Consider the following 16,644-nt stretch of genomic DNA (forward strand, 5'->3'; position numbering starts at 1 on the left):
GATTGAAGACTATTAGATGGTCCAACTATTGCCCTTCTCGACTACGCTATTCTCGGACGCATAAGAATTGATAATGGTAAAGTTCGACTCGACAGCAGGTTCATAGCCAATTTGATTCATTGAAGCTCCCTCATGATGCCCTTCTCCACAACTGCACTTCTCGCATACTTGCTTCAAAATATGTACGAGCCTCTCGTGGTTAAGCGGCAAAGGGTTTCCTTTAATAGCCACTGACTTGAGCGCATCGGTAGACACCTCATCAAACTGTGCTTCACAAACACCAAATTCTAGCAAGTTGGGTAGCTTAAGCGTATCAAGCACTTCAGATAACCAAGAAATTGCCTCCTCTTCTGCTGCTTCTACGTTACCTGTTACTATCTGAGCGATTCGCTGATAACGCGCTAGGATGTCGCTTCTTTGCTGCTCTTTTGCAACGGCTATGTTCTCCAACATCACAAACGGCGCTAAACGCGCGGTAATCACACTATGAGGCGCAGAAATCTTACCTCCTAGTGCGGAGGCTAAACCGTGGGCCGCGCCAAGCTTGGCATTGGTTATCGCCATACCACCAAGCATAGAAGCGAAAGCAAGATCAGAACGCGCTTGAGGCTCATCATAAACACACGCTTTAACCACAGAACTACTTAACTTGCGCAGCCCTTCTTCACAGATCATATCGGTTAACGGATTCGGTTCACCACACACGTAGGCTTCCATTAAATGAGTAAAGGCATCCATCCCACCTCGCCCAGATAGATACAGATTGGTTCCATGAGTTAGGGTTGGGTCGACAATCGCAACGTCAGCCAGCATGTCTGGGCTTCTCAGGCTGATTTTTACTTGGTCTTGGCCTGATTTCAGCACCGCGTTTTTAGTGACCTCGGCGCCGGTACTCGCTGTGGTTGGAATTGCGATAAACGGAAGTGGTTTGGTTTTAAGAGGAACATTACGCCCGACCACTTCAACATAGTCATATAAATTGCCTTGATTAGGTAAAACCGCAGCCAACGCTTTGCCCATATCGATGGCGCTACCGCCCCCCATGGCGACAACCATATCTGGCTTAAAACGACGAGCAGAAATAGCCGCCTCTTCAACCATTTTGATATTAGGTTCACCGGAAACGGCAATGTGCTGATAACGCATACTCTGCACATCCAGATAGTCAGTAACAATTGAAGTGCGCTCTAATGTATTGCCTGTAACCAATAGCACGCTGTAGCCATATTGATTAAAGAGAGACAATGAAGCGGAAAGTGCTCCATCACCAAAGATGATCTTTGTAGATGTCATAAATTGAAACATGGTGCCTCCTGCGCCTATGACCGAACAAAACTGCGAACTCTTGGTTATTGGAATTTAGCCTTTATATCGTGCATCAGTATTAAGATGCCTCGTTCTGTATGCGCTTTTTTTGACGAGGTGCAACTTGTCGCATTAAAGATGAATTAAAGTCGTATTCTTAGGGGTAATTCACACTCTTAAGTTAAGGGTAATCAATCTAGATACCCATCAGAAATCAGCATGGATCCTTTTTGTGACCATTATTTGCTCTGATAGACAAAACCTATTGTATTAAGAGGTAATTCCATCTTTATTTCCCCATGGCATTGAGGCATAGTTGGTTTTAAGAAATTTTGAGTGGCATTCACTAAAGAATAGTTAACATAATCGAGTTAACGAGCCTCATCCCGTATTTAGGAGAAATTAAATGTTTGTAGTTATTTTTGGTCGCCCTGCTTGCCCATTCTGTGTTCGTGCAAAAGAGCATGCTGAAACTCTTAAAGCTAAACGCGATGACTTCAACTACCGTTACGTTGACATCCACGCTGAAGGCATCAGCAAAGCTGATTTAGAGAAGACTGTTGGTAAACCTGTAGATACAGTGCCACAAATCTTCATCGACCAAGACCACATCGGCGGCTGCACAGAATTTGAAGCATACGCAAAAGAAAACCTAGGTCTTTTCGACTAAGCTAGGATTTCTCACAGGAGACTTGAGGTTAAGGCCTTAAACAGCTGACCCATTTAGGCGTTAGACTGTACGATTTATAGAAAGCCCGCTCACTGTAGCGGGCTTTTTTTATGACCAGTTTTCATACGGAATAAGAATAAGGTCAAAATCAAGTAAATTAGCAAAATATTGCTTATAATTTATTTATATTTAGATACAATTCACATCTCAAACTTACCCTGTGTTCCACGCCAATTATTGAGCGACCACCGTGAATATCGACGTTGTTTTTCTGTTAGAACAAAACCCCATTCTCCTCATCTTTGTTGTTTTATCGATTGGATTAGCCATTGGTAAAATTCGTTTCGGTAGCCTCCAACTTGGTAATTCAATCGGTGTTTTGATTACTTCCCTTATCATGGGACATCTTGGCTTTTCTTTTAACGCAGATGCGCTCACCATTGGTTTCATGCTGTTCATCTACTGTGTTGGCATTGAAGCTGGACCAAACTTTTTCGGTATCTTCTTCAGAGACGGTAAGCACTACCTCATTCTGAGCCTTGTGGTACTTTCTACCGCAATTGCCCTAACCTATTTCAGTAGTCATTACCTTGGCCTAGGCTTTGGTTTATCTGCAGGCATGATGGCGGGGGCCTTAACAGCAACGCCGATATTGGTAGGTGCTCAAGATGCTCTGAATTCTGGGCTTGCAGAATTACCAAGAAATATGGATTTGAGCCTGATTATCGAAAACCTATCAGTGGGTTACGCGATGGCTTACTTGGTTGGCTTAATCAGTATGATTATGTTTGCCCGCTTGATTCCAAAGCTTCAAAAAGTCAACCTACACGACTCGGCAGAGCAAATCGCCCAAGAACGTGGTTTAGGCGCTTCAGGTCAGCGCAAGGTTTACCTACCCATTATTCGTGCTTATCGAGTGGGACCAGAGCTTATCTCTTGGACTGACGGTAAGAATCTGCGTGAACTGGGCATCTATCGCCAAACAGGGTGTTACATCGAGCGTATTCGACGTAATGGTATTCTTGCCCACCCAGATGGTGATGCGATTCTGCAAGAAGGCGATGAGATCGCATTGGTTGGTTTCCCAGACAGTCACGCTCGTCTAGACCCAAGCTTCCGTAACGGTAAAGAAGTTTTCGACCGTAACCTTCTCGATCTGCGTATCGTGGAAGAAGAGATCGTCGTTAAAAGTGACAGCATTGCAGGTAAGCGTCTTTCAGACTTGAACCTGTCTGAATACGGCTGTTTCCTTAACCGCGTAGTGCGTGCTCAAATAGAGATGCCGATGGACTTAAACATTGTGCTTTCTAAAGGTGACGTACTGCAGGTGAGTGGCGAAAAGAGTCGTGTGCACGGCCTAGCTGAAAAAATTGGTTTCATCTCAATCCACAGCCAAATGGCGGATTTGATGGCCTTTTGTAGCTTCTTTATTTTGGGTATTTTGTTTGGTTTGATCACCATGACATTCGGTCAGGTTTCATTTGGACTAGGTAACGCAGTTGGCCTGCTTTTATCGGGTATCATGCTGGGCTTCTTACGAGCAAACCACCCTACTTTCGGTTATGTGCCTCAGGGGGCATTGAACATGGTCAAAGACCTCGGTTTGATGTTCTTTATGGTCGGTATCGGCTTAAGCGCCGGTGGTAAGATATTCGAACACTTAACCCAAGTTGGTCCGCAGGTAATCGGTGTCGCTCTGGTGGTCAGTGTCTTGCCGGTATTCTTTGCTTACTTGGTTGGCGCTTACGTATTGAAGATGAACCGAGCTCTGTTGTTTGGTGCGATCATTGGCGCGCGAACTTGCGCTCCGGCGATGGACATCGTAAATGACCACGCTCGCTCAACCATTCCAGCTCTGGGTTACGCAGGTACATACGCGATAGCCAATATATTGATGACTTTAGCGGGTACTTTCATCATCATCATTAGCTAGCGTCTGCGGCTTTAAAAGCAGCCAAGCTTAGATATTTCAAATGCACTAATTCATCTTCGGATTAGTGCATTTTTTATGGCTTCTTTTCTCTCACTTGCTCTTAGAGCTCGTCGAACCTCAAATCCCATATCTGCTCTAAATTCTTTTCGAATCTCGTCACCCAAATCTCTCATCCGCTATTAAATCTCTTCGCATCCCGCCACTCGAATCCGGTATCTGCTCTTAAATCTCCGAGCTAAATAACAGACAAAAAAATAGGCGCTCAATGAGCGCCTATTTCGTTTTGATTCGATTGTTTGAATTAGATGTCAGCTACATCAAATTCAACAGCTGGGTTAACCTCAGCTTCGTAATCAACACCTTCAACACCGAAACCGAATAGCTTCAAGAACTCTTCTTTGTACTCTACGTAGTCAGTCAGTTCTTTTAGGTTCTCAGTTGTGATTTGAGGCCATAGGTTACGACAGTGATCTTGAATGTCTTCGCGAAGTTCTAGGTCATCTAGACGTAGACGGTTCACTTCATCCACTTCTGCTGCGCTGCCGTCTTCTTTGTATAGACGTTGGCTGAACATACGGAAGATTTGTTCCATACAACCTTCGTGAATACCTTCTTCACGCATCTTCTTGAACACCATAGCGATGTAAAGAGGCATTACAGGAATAGCAGAGCTTGCTTGAGTCACAACAGACTTAAGAACAGCAACGTTTGCAGTACCGCCAGTTTGGCCTAGTTTCTCGTTAAGCGCTGACGCTGCACGGTCTAGATCCATCTTAGCTTTACCTAGCGCGCCATCCCAGTAGATTGGCCACGTTAGCTCAGTACCGATGTAGCTGTAAGCAACAGTTTTACAACCGTCAGCTAGAACACCCGCTTCAGATAGAGCGTTGATCCAAAGTTCCCAATCTTCACCGCCCATTACAGTAACAGTGTCTTTGATCTCTTCTTCAGATGCAGGCTCAACACTTGCTTCGATGATCATGTCTTTGTTGGTATCAACAGCCGTTGATGTGTACGTTTCACCGATAGGTTTTAGAGCTGAACGAATCACTTCGCCAGTCTCTGGCATTTTACGCACTGGAGATGCCAGTGAGTACACAACCATATCGATTTGGCCTAGATCTTCTTTGATCAGGTCAATCGTTTTCTGTTTCGCTTCGTTAGAGAAAGCATCGCCGTTCAGGCTTTTTGAATACAGGCCTTCTTCTTTAGCTAGCTTGTCGAACGCTGCTGAGTTGTAAAAACCAGCTGTGCCCGGTTTTTTCTCAGTACCGGCTTTCTCAAAGAAAACACCGATAGTTGAAGCGCCGCCACCAAATGCAGCCGCAATACGTGAAGACAAGCCGTAGCCACTTGAAGAGCCAACAACTAGTACACGTTTAGGTGCGTTTGCGATTGGGCCTTGAGCTTTTGTGTAAGCAATTTGTTCTTTTACATTAGCTTCACAACCGACTGGATGTGTTGTAGTACAGATGAATCCGCGAATTCGAGGTTTGATGATCATATTCAACTTCCTTAAAAAATCAGGTTAAGGATAAAAGTTTCGTACGCAAATGGCATCTAATTTCTGTAAAAATGTGGTGAAAATGCAAGTGGTTGGAGCACTCAGCTGATATTTGCTGACTAAGTCACCATTTGTTAACGCATCTATTGCGACTTCTACGACAAAAACAAAAAAGGCACCTAATTAGGTGCCTTTTATCGTTTCTTTATCTAAGCAACGCTATTTAGCTTAGGTTTTAACTCTTTTCGCGTCAAAGTTTCACTAAAGTCATGACTGAAGTGGTCAACTTGAATCGCAGCGTAACGCAGTTTATCGGCAGCCACAATTTGGTCGACTTCTTCTTGCGTTAGCACATCAGCAGCAAGTGCTTGAGCTAACTTGTCTTGCAGTAAGCCTTTACGAGCCACTTTGCCCTCTTTCACTGCTTTGAAGATCTTACGCTCTAATGGCTTGATGCTGTACATCGCATTGAACGCGTTCTCCATTAAACCGACGCTGTCCTCTTCTTCCTTGCCGATGTAGCAAAGGTGAGTCAGACGTTCACGGTGTGCGCCCGGAGTCATCAAGCTTTCTGCTAGTTGAACTGTTAGGTTATCACTTGGTTTTTCGAAGTGGTTACCGACAGGGAAAACTAGGCCTTTAAGTACTTTACCCACCATCTTGTTCGGGAAGTTTCTGTACGCTTCTTGTAGCGATTTAGCCGCGTTGTGGAAACAGTGCTGAACCGCGTAGTGTACGTAGTCTAGGTCAGCTTGTTGACGACCTTCGTCTTCATACTTCTTAAGCGCTGCTGACGCCATGTAAAGGTAACTTAGGCCATCACCTAAACGTGCTGAAATAAGCTCTTTACGTTTCAGTTCACCACCTAGCGTTAGCATTGCGAAGTCCGCACTTACTGCAAGCGCACGACTCAAACGAGTTAAGTCTTGGTAATAAGGCTTAGTTGGACCGCTCATGTCGGCTTTAATGAATTTAGAGCCAGTTAGTGCTGCACCGAACGCGCCGAACGTGTTCTTAGTTGCGTGAGAGATATGCTTGAACAGCAAGCTATCAAAGTCTTTCGCACCTTGCTTCTCATCCGGGTTTGCTGCAGCTTCCATTTCGCTTAACACGTATGGGTGACAACGTGTCGCACCTTGACCAAAGATCATCAGGTTACGAGTCAGGATGTTCGCACCTTCTACTGTGATAGCAACTGGAATACCTAGGTAAGGCGCAGCCAAGTAGTTCATTGGACCATCTTGAATTGCACGACCAGAGTGGATATCCATTGAATCATTCAGGATAGTACGCGCCATTTCTGTCATATGATATTTCGCGATAGCCGTAACGATACCCGGCTTCTCTTTCATATCAAGTGAAGTAGTTGTCAGCGTTCGAGTCGCTTCTAGTAGATACGTTAAGCCACCAATACGGCCTAAGCTCTCCGCAACACCTTCAAACTTACCAATCGACATACCAAACTGCTTACGAACATACGCGTATGCGCCAGTTGTTCTCGCAGTTAGGTGGCCCATTGCTGTACCCAGTGCTGGTAGTGAAATACCACGACCTGCAGACAGACATTCCACCAGCATACGCCAGCCTTTACCTGCGTAATCAGCGCCACCGATTAGCCACTCCATTGGGATAAATACATCGTGACCGCGTGTTGGACCGTTCATGAATGCAAGACCAAGTGGGTCATGACGTTCACCAATCACAACACCTTCGTGGTCAGCTGGGATTAGCGCACAAGTGATACCGATGTCTTCCTTGTCGCCAAGCAGCTTTTCTGGATCGTGCAGTTTGAAAGCCAGACCAAGTACCGTCGCTACTGGTGCTAGCGTAATATAACGTTTGTTCCAGTTAAGCTTGATACCTAGTGTCTCTTTACCTTCGTGCATTCCCATACACACAGTACCGACATCAGGGATACCACCCGCATCAGAACCCGCTTCTGGGCCTGTCAGTGCGAAACATGGGATATCTGTGCCGTCAGCAAGGCGAGGCAGCCAGTAGTCTTTCTGATCTTGAGTACCGTAGTGAGACAGCAGCTCACCAGGACCAAGAGAGTTTGGAACCATTACCGAAACCGCAGTACTGATACTACGCGTCGCAATCTTAGTTACGATAGTTGAGTTAGCGTGTGCTGAGAATTCACGACCGCCATACTCTTTCGCAATAATTAGCGAAAAGAAACGCTCTTTACGTAAGAAGTTCCACACCTCTTCAGGGAGGTCTCGATCTTCTTTTACAATTTGGTGGTCATCAAGCATAGCGAGCAAGGTTTCAAGCTCATTATCCATGAACGATTGCTCTTCTGCTGTCAGCTGAGGTTTTGGGTATTGGTGCAGCTTAGTGAAATCTGGCTTACCAGAAAACAGCTCTCCGTCCCACCACACGCTACCCGCTTCCATCGCTTCTTTCTCGGTGCTAGATAGTGGTGGTAGTACTTTTTTAAAGAGTTTAAAAGCTGGGTCACTTACCCATTTTTGTCTTAGAGAGCTCATAGTTCAGATCCTTTTGTTCACTATATTGGTTGTGAATGTTTCGCTTTTTATTGTTTTATTCTTCTGCTGACATGCCAGCGGCTAAATATGGAATAAGAATATCAACCACTGCCTTAGCATCTATCTTTCTGTCATAGTCATTCTCTGCAATTTCTACTAGAGCCTGACTTGATGCCATGGTGAATACACAAGTCCCTAGGGTGAAGTGTAATCGCCAAAATAACTGTTCTTGAGTGAGGTTCGGATTCGCCTTCATTACTGACGTCGTAAACAAAGAAAGTACTTCGCTATAACGGGTAGTAATGAACCAACGCAAGTGCCCTTGCACATCCGTATAGCCTCTGCCGATGAGTAACATGAATCGGCTGGTACCATTTGGCCTAACATCATTAAGTGCTCTTAGTGGCTGTCTCAACGACTCAAACACGTCACTCATAGAATACGTTTCGTTCAAGTTTAAGTTCACTAATGCATCTTGTAGTGCTGGCATAAATGCTTCCAAGTAACGATTGAGTACCGCACGAACCAGAGTCTTCTTATCGCCAAAGTGATAGTTCACTGAAGCTAAGTTGACATTCGCTTTACTCGTAATCGTACGTAAAGAGGTGTCATTAAAACCGTGCTCAGCAAATAAGCCTTCCGCCACATCTAAGATTTTGTCTTTGGTTGTACTTCTTGGTGCCATTTCAATCACTCGTATTAAACAACTGTTTGAAATATACGCCTAGTACATTTATTTAACAAGCAAGCAACATCACATTTTCACAAATTGGTCGTACCAGTTAATAAAACTCAGCACTAACCGATTGAATCACTGTGTGTTTACAAAAAAAGAAAAAAATAATGAATTTTCTTGGAACTGAAATGGAAATGGAGGGTCATAAATTAGGTAGAAAACAGCGTATTTAGAAGTTTAACAGGCCGTCAAACTTGTTCTTCTCACTGCTTTCTTAATTACTGCATTTTCCTTATTAACTCCTATACTTGTATCCGCCCAAACCACGTTGGTTTGGGCTTTTTTTTGTGTGTTGTTCCGATACCTTTTCTTTAGCGGGTACTCGACACAAAAAAGCCCCCGAAATCGAGCGCTTTTCTTACGTTAAGCGTTAGAGCCTTTCACATTATCTAATTAAGCAGCATCATTTTTTATCAGCTCTCCCAGCACGGCTAGGTCATTACCTAGGTCAACCGAACCACCCAGTTCAGTCGCAATCCCCTCAACAACGATAGTTTGGACATCATCCCCTCCATTGATTGGAATGGACAAAGCGATATCTTCTCCGTCGACAGAGACCTCAATCGCATCAAGTAGCTCGGCCATTTGAGTCTCATCTTGAGGGTCTTCGACCAAATCATTGAGGTCAATCAGATCCCCAGAACCACCTGTATAAAGCTCGAAATCTTTAATAATATCAGTACCGTTGTCGAGCGCAGAGTCTAGCCAAGTGAAGATGTTGTCTCCGCTATCTCCAATAAGCAGATCGTTGCCTGACTCGGCATACAAAGGTTCATTACTCGCAGCACTAATAACGTTATATTGCTGCGGTTCTTCGATATCTATTGTGACCGTCTCTACCGTGCTTTCTGCACCATTAGAGTCGACCGCGACATAATCAAACTGCGGGTCTTCAGTTACCGCCTCGTTACCTTGGACATAGCGTAACTCCCAACTGCCCCCTGTCGATGACAGCTCCATCCCAACAATCGGATTGTCTGGTGAAGAATAACTAAAATCATACAGAATTTGGCTATTCCCTGTATCTCCTGGATCTTTTTGATATTGCTCCGTCTGAGTAGTGCCATCAGCAAAGGTATAGAGCACTTCAACATAAACATTACTATCAGTGTTAAATGAACCACCCAACCCATCTAAACCAAAATCAACAACCTCTAATGGATTATTAGTAAAATCGAGGACCAAGGTCTCCTGTTTGTTCATACCTCTACCATCGGTATCACCAATACCAAAACCAACATGAGATTGTTCGCCTTGATACTGCTTCAACGGTTTATTATTGTTATCTTCGATCGTTAGTGTAATCGTATTACCGTTATCTAGCGTAATAAGTCTCTCTGTTGGTGAAACTTCCACACCCCAATTATAGAAACCATCAACAAGCTCTGGCATATCCTCAGGATCGCCACTAAAGCCCATTTCAAACATTTCTCCAGGCCCAGCTACAAAACTGATATTGTTCGGAACAAACAACTCACCGTTATCAACATCAGACTGTACGATTTCTCTCGTGACGCCATTTTCATCGGTATACAAAAGGCTGCCGTTGGTTGGCAAACTTTCGATTCGAATATTAAGTGGAATGTCGTCATGGTCATCTTCTATATCCGAGATATAATCTGGCATGCCGCCATCTTCAGAATCGAAGAGAATAGGTATAATCGCGTCCTCATCATTAACGACCGTAAAGCTGGTCGCTTCAGGTGCGTCATTGACACCATTGATTGTTATCTCGATAACATGCTCTACACCATCAATCGCGGTTACCACATATCTTTCAATAACCGTGTCATCATCATTCAAGTATTGAACCGCATCGTTATCAACGACATAACTCCATGCGCCCTCTGGAGTAATCGTTAACATACCCAAAGCAAGTGCATAAGTAGACCCAATAGGGGTAAACACACCATTAGGTTTAAAGGCGGGCATGTCACTCGTGTCGACATCAGTAATCGTTAAAGTACCTGACGCTGAAAGTTCGTTGGTATCAGGATCGACATTAACATCTTCCGTCACCTCACCCATGTCAGAATCACCTTCACCAACGGTAATCTCAGATGGATCATCGGCACCATTGATGGTAATCGTCACTTCGCTTGTGGTTCCGTCAATCGCAGTAACCGTGTAAACCTCAGTAACGAACTCATCGTCATCAAGATATTGCACATCATCGTTATCTACAACGTACGTCCATTCGCCATCATCGGTTATGGTCAACATACCTAACGCGGTATCATTGGTCGAACCTTCTGGATTAAACGTTCCGTTCGGTTCAAAGGCCACAACATCATTGGCATCTACATCAGTAATCGTCAGTGTTCCCGTCGCCATCAAGTCATTGCTTTCAGGATCGACATCGACATCTTCCGTCACCTCACCCATATCAGAGTCACCTTCTCCAACGGTGATCTCCGATGGATCATCGGCACCGTTGATGGTGATGGTCACTTCACTTGTGGTTCCGTCAATGGCAGTAACCGTGTAAACCTCAGTGACGAACTCATCGTCATCAAGATATTGCACATCGTCGTTGTCTACGACGTAAGTCCATGCTCCATCATCGGTTATGGTCAACATACCCAATGCGGTCTCATTGGTCGAACCTTCTGGATTAAACGTTCCGTTGGGTTCAAAAGCCGCGACATCATTGGCATCAACATCAGTGATCGTCAATGTTCCTGTCGCCATCAAGTCATTGCTTTCAGGATCGACATCGACATCTTCCGTCACTTCACCCATGTCAGAATCACCTTCACCAACAGTAATCTCAGACGGATCATCGGCACCGTTGATGGTGATGGTCACTTCACTTGTGGTTCCGTCAATCGCAGTAACTGTGTAAACCTCGGTAACAAACTCATCGTCATCAAGATATTGCACATCATCGTTGTCTACGGTGTAAGTCCATTCACCATCGTCGGTAATGGTCAACATGCCTAACGCGGTACCATTGGTTGATCCTTCAGGATTAAACACACCGTTTGGTTGAAAAGCAGCGACATCGTTATCGTCGACATCGGTGATCGTTAGTGTCCCAGAAGTAATTAAGTTGTTGCTCTCTAGGTCTACATCCACATCTTCAGTCACTTCACCAGTATCTGAATCACCTTCATCTACGGTTATATCAGATGGGTCATCGGCACCGTTAATAGTGATGATCACCTCACTCGTAGTACCGTCACTTGCTGTCACAGTATAAACTTCAGTAACGAACTCATCGTCATCCAAGTACTGAACGTCATCGTTGTTAACTACGTAAGTCCAAGCACCATCAGGGGCGATGCTCAATACACCTAGCTGTGATTCGTTTGTTGAACCTACGAGGTTAAACTCACCATCAGCTGAAAAGGTAGGAGTGTCGCTGTCTACATCTGTAATCACAATCTGACCAGACGTCACTAATTGATTGGTGATTTCATCTACATCAATGTCCTCAGTCACACTGCCCGAGTCATCAGTAGCCACAGCCGCATCATCAGTACCAATTATCGTCACTGTAATGACTTGTTCGCCTCCATCGGAGGATTGTACTGTCGTCGAGTCTTGAATTTGCTCACCATCCGCAAGCTCATCATAAGGACTGTTGGCCACGAAGGTCCAAGTACCATCTTCGTTTACAACAAAAGTACCGAGATCATTATCCCCAGCGACCTCTTTAACAATAAAGGTAACGTCTGGGTCTTCACTCGTTAAAGCGCCCCCAGTTTCAATAGGTTCATCCTGCTCAAACTCAATAACATTAGTTTCACCTGAAATAAGCGCAAAAGCGATGATATCAAAAAGAGCAAGACTTTGAGTTTCGGACAAACCTTGAGACTCAAACCCATCAGTTTCAAAATTTGTGGCAGCTTGAGTTTCGGCGCCGGTACGTTCAATCCTACCGCTGTTGGTCAAACTAGAGCCTTGCTCACCAGCTGCAGTATCAAACTCATCCCCTAATTCCGTTGGATCAAATCCTTCTTCAATAGCACGCTGAACTTGAGCGATCGCATCATCAGTATCTAGTGCATTCTGTTGGCCTTGATTATCTACAAAACGTGCAGATACGCTTGGCACGCTCTCTTCACTATTCCCAAAACTGATAATTACGTCACTAGCAGCTGGTTGTTCGCCCGGAGACAAACGTCTAACTTGCCCTTGAGCGTCGAGTACTACACTCCCGCTAACAAGGCCTAGTATACTAAGGTTGATATTTCCCATATCCATATTCCCACTTCTGCCCAGAACACGCCAAACGCGGAATCAATCCCACCCTGCGCTGTGGCTATTTCCTACAATAAATCTAGTAGTGGCACTATTGATAATCAACTCACTAAAAGTTGGTAAATCTGGTGCTTTTTAAATTAGTCAATGGCAATAGCGACTTACATTCAAAAAAAAACCAACAAACTTCGCATTTTTTTGCAAATGTCCTAAGCTTCGTTTAATACACTTCTCTCAATTCAGCGGTAAACGTAGATTGGGAAACGGATGAGACATTGAAAGTAGAAGGAGAACTACTTTGAAATTGTTTAAATTATCCATCATGTGTTGCTTAATTAGTGCGACACCAGTCATCGCTCAAACTCTGGAACAATCTGTAGCAATTACTTTGGCAACAAATCCAGAGATAAAAAGCATCTTCAACGAATATGTGAGCGTGCGAAAACGTAACGATGCCTCAGGAGGAGCATACAAGCCAAGTATCGACCTTGACGCCGGTATTGGTTATGAAGGTATAAATCCTGCACCAAACAACGGTCCCGATACGGATCTAACACGAAAGGAAGCGACGATTTCCCTCACTCAATTGCTGTGGGATGGTTCCGCGACTCTGTACGACATTGATCGTACCGCTGCAGAAGCCGAGTCGGTTCGATTACAATTGATTGCGGATGCCGAAGACAAAGCACTGGAGGTGACCCAAATCTATCTAGACGCAGTGAAGGCCACTGAAGTGCTGGCACTGTCTGAAAGTAACCTTTCAATACACAAAAAAATCTATAAAGACATTAAGAAACGGGCTAACTCCGGAATAGGTTCAACTGCGGATGTGTCGCAAGTTGAAGCTAGGATAGCAAAAGCTCACGGTAACTTATTGGCTGCACAGAATAATTTAATCGATACACACACCCAATTTAGACGAGTGGTTGGTCAAGAACCTTTAGGCTTGATTTACCCAAGAGCCGATATTTCTAGAATTCCTTTGTCGTTAACGGACGCCATTGTTGATGCCTTAGACAAACACCCCGTTATAAAAATTGCAGCCGCTGACGTTGATGCTGCGCACTTCCAATACAAACAATCGAAAGGCGTGAACTATCCGACCTTCTCCATCGAAGCATCACAGTCATGGCGTGACGATGCAGGTGGTGATGAAGGCTCAAGTCAAGAAACACTCGCTATGTTGAGAATGCGATACAACCTCTACAACGGTGGTACAGACAGTGCTAACTCTGAAGCTGCAGCTTACCAGCTGAATAAGGCTAAAGATCTAAGAGATCGTGCGTATCGACAAGTGGAAGAAGGTCTTCGTCTCTCATGGAGTGCGCTGGACCTGACGTTACAACAAAAGAACTTCTTATCTGATCATGTTGATTCAGCTTCGGAAACCGTTATCGCATATGAAAAACAATACCGAATAGGCAAGCGTACTCTACTTGACTTGCTCAACACTGAGAACGAACTGTTTGAAGCCCGTAAAGATTACCTCGATGCCCATTACTCCGAGCAGTACGCTAAGTACCGTGTAATGAACGCAACAGGTTCTTTATTGAATGCTCTACTGGTCGATATTCCAGAAGAGTGGACAACGGCCGTGGAGTATTAATGATGAAAAGAACTTATTTATTACTTCCCGTATTAACGATGACTTTACTTGCCTGTTCGAGCCAGCAGGAAGAGGCCTATATCGAGACACCTGAAGCAGAACAGATTGCAGACCTGCAAGACGATGATAGAGATGGTGTGGTGAACGCTCGTGATATCTGTCCAGGTACGCCTGAGACATCACAAGTCGACAATGATGGTTGTGGAGAAACGATTCGTGCGGAAGAAGTCAGACAGCTAAAAATACTCTTTGCTCATGACTCATTTGAAGTGAACCCGATCTTCTCAGACCAGATCAGCACGATGGCAGAGTTTCTTGAAACCTACAAAAGTGCCTCGATTGAAATACAAGGCTACGCGAGTAAAGTGGGTTCTAACGAGTACAACTTAGACCTATCAAAGAGACGAGCAAACAATGTTCAAGACGAGTTACTGTCGAATGGTATCGAACCAGAGCGAGTGCGAATTGTCGGCTATGGTGAAGAGCGCCTAGAAAGCGATGGCGACGACCCTACTTCACACGCATTGAACCGTAAGGTAACAGCGACTGTGGTAGGGTTAAGTGAACAAATCGTCGAGGAGTGGACCATATTCACCACGCTTGAAAAATAGCGTGACATTATCACTGTGGATTTCGATGATGTAAATATAGCTATGATATAGAGCAAGAGCGAGTGTTCGAACAACAGCAGCTTAGTTATAAGATCAATAAAGCCGTGATAGGGTTGCCCACCACGGCTTTTTTGTTCTTTATCGTCACATGAGTCGAGGGAGACTCTGTGACTCTTCTTGCTACTCAGAAGTTGACTTGTTACTCAGTGAGTAGGCTCCCTATTAAGCGAGCCTACTACCGATTATAGTTTTACTTCTTGATGCTTAGTTTTCGGTAGCGAAATACTTAGCAGGAAGTAACCTAAAATAGCTGCCGTCGTTGAGCCCATCAGGATACCTAATCGAGCAAGCGTATCAAAATCTGCGTTCGTTGGACCAAATGCCAGTGACGAGATAAAGATAGACATCGTAAAGCCAATACCACACAACACAGATACCGCGAAGATGTTCATGAAGTTCACACCTTCAGGAAGCTTAGCTACGCCCGTTCTCACAGCACCCCAGCTGAATAGGAAGATACCCAGTGGCTTACCAACCAATAGACCCATAGCAATACCAAGCGGTAGCATGCCTGTAAGGTTTGAAATTGAGATGCCTTCTAGTGAAATACCTGCGTTTGCAAATGCGAAGATTGGCAAGATTGCAAAAGCGACGTATGGGTGCAGAGCATGCTCTAGGTGTTTCAGCGGAGAACGCTCCCCTTTATTGCCTTTCAGTGGGATAGCAAAACCAATTACCACACCTGCCAATGTTGCGTGAACACCAGACTTCAATACTGCGAACCACAGAATTGCGCCAACAATAAGATAAACGCTCAGCTTAGTCACATGCTTATTGTTTAGCATGAACAACACACCAGTCGCGATGAAGCCAACTGTAAGTGCAAGCGTTGATAGGTCGCCTGAATAAAACAGTGCAATGATAACAACAACACCTAGGTCATCGATAATTGCCAGTGCTAGCAGGAATACCTTCAAGCTTACCGGTACACGGTTACCAAGAAGAGCCATGATACCCAATGCAAATGCGATATCAGTCGCTGCTGGGATAGCCCAACCTTGAAGCGCTTCAGGGTTACTTGAGTTAAATAGCACGTAAATAAGTGCAGGAGCAAGCATACCACCCACAGCTGCGATAGCTGGGAAGATTGCTGTCTCTTTAGACTTTAATGCGCCTTCTAAAAGTTCGCGCTTAACTTCTAAGCCGATTAGAAGGAAGAAGACAGCCATTAAGCCATCGTTAATCCAGTGAGACACAGACATACCAAGAACGTAACTATGAAGTACACCTTGGTACATTTCGTTCAGTGGTGAGTTTGCTACAAACATTGCGATCGCCGCAGCGATGACTAGTATGATGCCGCCAGCAGATTCCATTTTAAAGAAGTCACGGATGACGTCGGTCATGATTTCGCCCTTATATTTATTATTTAAATAAACGAATAACAAAGAATAACCACGAGTTTATATCCAAGTTTAATTGATAGATAATCACTTCTTCGGATGTTTAACTTCGGTTTTTCCTACAAATACTAAACAATACGTCGTATATTCCATAATGTTATTATGCACCATAAATTAA

General features: G+C 44.5%; 10 protein-coding genes. 4 read left to right on the forward strand and 6 right to left on the reverse strand.

The genetic code is table 11. The annotated features are described in order from the left end of the window. Positions 1 to 12: 12 nt before the first annotated feature. Positions 13 to 1,305 (reverse strand): iron-containing alcohol dehydrogenase, encoded by a 1,293-nt coding sequence (locus OCV20_RS10105; protein ID WP_086773635.1) that lies wholly within the window; start codon positions 1,303 to 1,305, stop codon positions 13 to 15. Positions 1,306 to 1,711: 406 nt separating this feature from the next. Between OCV20_RS10105 and OCV20_RS10110 the strand changes: the two genes are divergently transcribed. Further along, the gene (locus OCV20_RS10110; RefSeq protein WP_009847069.1) at positions 1,712 to 1,975 is read left to right on the forward strand and encodes a GrxA family glutaredoxin; all 264 of its coding nucleotides are present in this window, start codon (positions 1,712 to 1,714) and stop codon (positions 1,973 to 1,975) included. A gap of 250 nt (positions 1,976 to 2,225) precedes the next feature. Next, positions 2,226 to 3,908: an aspartate:alanine antiporter gene (locus OCV20_RS10115; RefSeq protein WP_086773634.1), complete on the forward strand. Its 1,683-nt coding sequence runs from the start codon at positions 2,226 to 2,228 to the stop codon at positions 3,906 to 3,908. A gap of 301 nt (positions 3,909 to 4,209) precedes the next feature. Here the strand turns inward: OCV20_RS10115 and fabV are convergent, their stop codons facing one another. The 4 genes from fabV to OCV20_RS10135 all read right to left on the reverse strand — a co-directional run bounded on the left by fabV (position 4,210) and on the right by OCV20_RS10135 (position 12,843). Next, positions 4,210 to 5,412 carry an enoyl-ACP reductase FabV gene (fabV, locus tag OCV20_RS10120; protein ID WP_029405477.1) on the reverse strand — a complete coding sequence of 401 codons (1,203 nt, stop codon included), beginning with the start codon at positions 5,410 to 5,412 and terminating at the stop codon, positions 4,210 to 4,212. A gap of 209 nt (positions 5,413 to 5,621) precedes the next feature. Continuing rightward, a complete protein-coding gene (locus OCV20_RS10125) occupies positions 5,622 to 7,904 on the reverse strand; it encodes an acyl-CoA dehydrogenase (protein ID WP_048609220.1) in 2,283 nt (760 codons plus the stop codon). 55 nt (positions 7,905 to 7,959) lie between these two features. Then, a complete protein-coding gene (gene psrA / locus OCV20_RS10130; protein ID WP_017065403.1) occupies positions 7,960 to 8,589 on the reverse strand; it encodes a TetR family transcriptional repressor PsrA in 630 nt (209 codons plus the stop codon). 444 nt (positions 8,590 to 9,033) lie between these two features. Next, positions 9,034 to 12,843 (reverse strand): VCBS domain-containing protein, encoded by a 3,810-nt coding sequence (locus tag OCV20_RS10135; protein ID WP_086773633.1) that lies wholly within the window; start codon positions 12,841 to 12,843, stop codon positions 9,034 to 9,036. A gap of 301 nt (positions 12,844 to 13,144) precedes the next feature. Here OCV20_RS10135 and OCV20_RS10140 point away from each other — a divergent pair, with 301 nt between their 5' ends. Together OCV20_RS10140 and OCV20_RS10145 are read left to right on the forward strand one after the other, a co-directional pair. Then, the gene (locus OCV20_RS10140) at positions 13,145 to 14,452 is read left to right on the forward strand and encodes a TolC family outer membrane protein (RefSeq protein WP_048617517.1); all 1,308 of its coding nucleotides are present in this window, start codon (positions 13,145 to 13,147) and stop codon (positions 14,450 to 14,452) included. After that, positions 14,452 to 15,063 carry an OmpA family protein gene (locus tag OCV20_RS10145; protein WP_086773632.1) on the forward strand — a complete coding sequence of 204 codons (612 nt, stop codon included), beginning with the start codon at positions 14,452 to 14,454 and terminating at the stop codon, positions 15,061 to 15,063. The genes OCV20_RS10140 and OCV20_RS10145 overlap by 1 nt, the downstream gene beginning before the upstream one ends. 242 nt (positions 15,064 to 15,305) lie before the next feature. Here the strand turns inward: OCV20_RS10145 and nhaA are convergent, their stop codons facing one another. After that, positions 15,306 to 16,469: a Na+/H+ antiporter NhaA gene (nhaA, locus tag OCV20_RS10150; RefSeq protein ID WP_086773631.1), complete on the reverse strand. Its 1,164-nt coding sequence runs from the start codon at positions 16,467 to 16,469 to the stop codon at positions 15,306 to 15,308. Between the last annotated feature and the right edge of the window lie 175 nt (positions 16,470 to 16,644).

The sequence above is a fragment of the Vibrio coralliirubri genome, from assembly GCF_024347375.1.
In the GTDB taxonomy this organism is placed as follows: Bacteria; Pseudomonadota; Gammaproteobacteria; order Enterobacterales; family Vibrionaceae; genus Vibrio; species Vibrio coralliirubri.

Coding starts and splice junctions, on each gene's coding strand:
- OCV20_RS10125 (WP_048609220.1), bottom strand. CDS start 7,904: ATGAGCTCTCTAAGACAAAAATGGGTAAGTGACCCAGCTTTTAAACTC.
- nhaA (WP_086773631.1), bottom strand. CDS start 16,469: ATGACCGACGTCATCCGTGACTTCTTTAAAATGGAATCTGCTGGCGGC.
- psrA (WP_017065403.1), bottom strand. CDS start 8,589: ATGGCACCAAGAAGTACAACCAAAGACAAAATCTTAGATGTGGCGGAA.
- OCV20_RS10105 (WP_086773635.1), bottom strand. CDS start 1,305: ATGTTTCAATTTATGACATCTACAAAGATCATCTTTGGTGATGGAGCA.
- OCV20_RS10110 (WP_009847069.1), top strand. CDS start 1,712: ATGTTTGTAGTTATTTTTGGTCGCCCTGCTTGCCCATTCTGTGTTCGT.
- fabV (WP_029405477.1), bottom strand. CDS start 5,412: ATGATCATCAAACCTCGAATTCGCGGATTCATCTGTACTACAACACAT.
- OCV20_RS10135 (WP_086773633.1), bottom strand. CDS start 12,843: ATGGGAAATATCAACCTTAGTATACTAGGCCTTGTTAGCGGGAGTGTA.
- OCV20_RS10145 (WP_086773632.1), top strand. CDS start 14,452: ATGATGAAAAGAACTTATTTATTACTTCCCGTATTAACGATGACTTTA.